This window comes from Streptomyces ipomoeae 91-03 (assembly GCF_000317595.1).
GTDB classification, from domain to species: Bacteria; Actinomycetota; Actinomycetes; order Streptomycetales; family Streptomycetaceae; genus Streptomyces; species Streptomyces ipomoeae.
On record NZ_AEJC01000636.1, the window covers coordinates 1 to 3,677 of the forward strand.

The window sequence follows — 3,677 nt, forward strand, 5'->3', positions numbered from 1 at the left end:
CACGCCTCCCGTATGGGAAGCCGACCGAATGGCTGCGTGGTGGAGTGGCGCGAGCAGTCGTGGAGCGGCCCACGAGGGTGTATTCCGCAGTGTGAGTCCTGAACGGGGCCGACATGCTCACGTGTCCCCCTCCGCGCCGGGCTCTCCGCCCCCGCGGCGAACACGTGCCCGACCACTCGCACCATCGGCCGCCCGCCCCGGCCGCCGACCGGGCGAGCCCTCGTCGACGGAACGCGCGCGACGAGCTCGAGCCGTGCTGGGTGAGCGCCGGATAGCTCGAGCCGCGCTGCGCCCTTCCGGGCGTGGCCGGCGCCGAGCGCCGGTGCCGGTGCCGCAGATCCTGTCCGAGGGTGCCCTCGAGTCATGGGGCTGGGCGGCGATGCTCGGATCGCCGCCGGTGCCAGTGCCTTCGATGGCCGCACCCCCAAGTCGAGCAGCGATGCTCGCCTCGCCGTCGACGCCAATGCCGGCGGCGCCCGCACCTCCGGGGAAAACAGCAAGGCTTGGTTCGCCGTCGGCTACAAGGTCTACGGTGCTCGTGTCACCAGATTGGGCAGTGCCGCTCGCTGCGCCGTCGACACCCCCACCCGCACCGGCCGCCGCCAGGTCCCGTCCCCGGCGTTCCGCGCGTAGGCAGCGGCGGACGGACTCCGGGTCGAGGCCTTCGTTGCAGGCCTGGTGGAGGAGGCGGGCGAAGAGGTAGTCGGAGTCTGCGGCGAGGGCCATGGCCAGGGCTTCACGGGCCTCCAGTTCGTCGCCGGTGGACCAGGCGACCCAGCCGGCCAGGGTGAGCGGGGCGGCGGCATGCTCTCCGTAGGGGCCGACGCAGCGACGGGCCAGGGCGCGCCAGAGTCGGAGGGCGGGACCGGCTTCGTCGCCCTCCATCCACTCGGCGGCGCGGTCGCGGGTCGCGCGGTCCTGAAGTCCGAGGATGAGGGTGGCGGCGTCGGCGTGTCCGATGAGTTCGTCGTCGTGGAGGTCCGCGTCGAGGGTGCTGGAAACGGTCGGGACATCCGCGAGGCTCCCCATGATGCGGTGGGCCACCGCGAGCGTCTCCTCGGCCACCTCGGCACGGCTCTCCGAGTCCAGGATCCGTGGGATGAGAGCGGACTGGGCGGCGTCGAGCGCGGCCTCCTGCTCCAGCGCCGCGGCGGTCTCCCACGGCATGAGCCGCGCCCGCAGCTCCCGCAGGGTGCCGCGCACTTGAAGGCCCGCGTAGGTCGCGGCGGCGGCCAGCACAGAGGTGCCCGGCAGTCCCATCGGCTCCCCTTCGGGCAAGCAGCATCCGGTGCCCGGGCAGCAGTAGGACCAGAAACGGCCGTCGGAGATGCAGAGGGCCTCCACCACCGGGACGTCGAGGGCGCCGCAGGCTTTGCGCAACAGCTGTGCGAGTGGCCGCAGGCGTTCCATGACGTCCCGTGCCGACTCACCGCTCGTCGGGTCCTGGCAGAGGAAGGCGACCATGCTCTCTGGCTTGGCGCCCCGGCGTTCGCTGCCGGTGACCAGCCCATGGGCCAGTTGCTGGGCGACGGACGGCCAGTCGTCCGTCTGGGCCGGGATGCCGAGCCGCGCCCGCCCGCCGAACCGTCCGCGCGCTTCGCGGTCGTGCAGCGCGACCAGGACGATGCTGTCCTCGGGGCGATACCCGAGCAGATACGGCAAGGCATCGGCCAACTCGGCCGGGGTGCGCAGCGTCACCTGCTGCTCTCCATACGGCCCCGCGGGCGCGCCGTGGGTCACATGCGCCTTGGAGGCACCGTGTGCCAGAAGTGGGGCGGGCCCACCAGGGGTGGAGTGTCCCAGGGGCTGTCCGGCTCCCGGGCGGGGATGCGTCTCTCGTCCCTCGTACGCGGGGGTGTCTTCGCGCCCGCCGCATCCGTTCTGCCCGGTGATGTCACTGTTGCCGGGAGTCCCGGCCGCTTCGCTGTGATTCGTCATGCGGCGACCATCTCGCGGATCTTGAAATTCCGCTTTGACCTGTGGATAAGTCCGACCATGATCACGTCAGAAACTGTCCACAGGTCGCCCCGCTCGTTCGCGCGATGTCCGAGGCATCGGGTTGCATGGGGCCATGAGCGACGAAGACCTGCCCACCACGGCCCGTCAAGACCTGCGTACGACCGCCGATGCCGTGCTCGCCCGCCTCGTCGGCGCCCCGGCGGGTGCCGCACGGCTGCGCGAGGACCAGTGGCACGCCATCGAGGCGCTGGTGGCCGACAAGCGCAGAGCCCTGGTGGTGCAGCGCACGGGCTGGGGCAAGTCCGCGGTGTACTTCGTCGCGACGGCGCTGCTGCGCGAGCGGGGCGCCGGACCCACCGTCATCGTCTCCCCGCTGCTCGCGCTGATGCGCAACCAGGTGGAAGCGGCTGCCCGCGCCGGAATCCACGCCCGGACCATCAACTCCTCGAACACCGAGGAATGGGACACGATCCGCCAGGAGGTCACCGCCGGCGCGGTCGACGTGCTCCTGGTGAGTCCGGAGCGGCTCAACAACCCGGACTTCCGCGACCAGGTCCTGCCCGAGCTGGCCGCCGCGACCGGGCTGCTCGTGGTCGACGAGGCGCACTGCATCTCGGACTGGGGCCACGACTTCCGCCCGGACTACCGCAGACTGCGCACCATGCTGGCCGACCTCCCGCCCGGCGTCCCCGTGCTGGCCACCACCGCGACGGCCAACGCGCGCGTGACGGCCGACGTGGCCGAGCAGTTGGGCACCGGCGGCGGCACGGACGCGCTGGTCCTGCGCGGCCCACTGGACCGGGAGAGCCTGAGCCTCGGGGTGCTCCAACTACCGGACGCCGCTCACCGGATGGCCTGGCTCGCCGACCACCTGGACGAGCTGCCGGGCTCCGGAATCATCTACACGCTCACGGTGGCCGCCGCCGAGGAGGTCACCGCGTTCCTGCGCCAGTGCGGGCACACCGTGGCCTCGTACACCGGGAAGACGGAGAACGCGGACCGTCAGCAGGCGGAGGAGGATCTGCTCGCCAACCGGGTCAAGGCCCTGGTCGCGACCTCCGCGCTGGGAATGGGCTTCGACAAACCCGACCTGGGCTTCGTGGTGCATCTGGGGTCGCCGTCCTCCCCCATCGCGTACTACCAGCAGGTGGGCCGCGCGGGTCGTGGGGTCGAGCACGCCGAGGTGCTGCTGCTGCCGGGCAAGGAGGACCAGGCGATCTGGGAGTACTTCGCCTCGGTCGCGTTCCCTCCGGAGGAGCAGGTGCGCCGCACCCTGGACGTCCTCGCGCGCGCGGAGCGGCCGTTGTCGCTCCCGGCCCTCGAACCGCTGGTGGAGCTGCGCAGGTCCCGGCTGGAGACGATGCTGAAGGTCCTCGACGTGGACGGTGCCGTACGGCGCGTACAGGGGGGTTGGGTGCCCACCGGCGCCCCATGGACGTACGACACCGAGCGCTATGCCTGGGTCGCCAAGCAGCGGGCGACCGAGCAGCAGGCCATGCGTGACTACGTCGCGACGACGGGCTGCCGTATGGAGTTCTTGCGGCGGCAGTTGGACGACGAGGGCGCCTCCCCGTGCGGGCGCTGCGACACCTGCACGAAGCCCCGCTTCCCGGACTCCGTCTCCCCGGTGGCGCTGGACGCCGCGCGCGGCGAGCTGGGGCGGGCAGGTGTCGAGGTCGAGCCGCGCAAGATGTGGCCGACGGGGCTGCCGGCGGTCG

General features: G+C 72.1%; 2 protein-coding genes. One reads left to right on the plus strand and one right to left on the minus strand.

All coding sequences use genetic code 11. The annotated features are described in order from the left end of the window. Positions 1–117 precede the first annotated feature (117 nt). Positions 118–1,938, minus strand: a complete 1,821-nt coding sequence (locus STRIP9103_RS45665; protein WP_048822018.1) for a DUF4192 domain-containing protein — start codon at positions 1,936–1,938, stop codon at positions 118–120. A gap of 133 nt (positions 1,939–2,071) precedes the next feature. On the opposite strand from STRIP9103_RS45665, the gene STRIP9103_RS41905 reads away from it, so the two are divergent. Continuing rightward, positions 2,072–3,677: RecQ family ATP-dependent DNA helicase (locus tag STRIP9103_RS41905; RefSeq protein ID WP_009339481.1), on the plus strand; the 1,606-nt coding region annotated here is incomplete at its 3' end.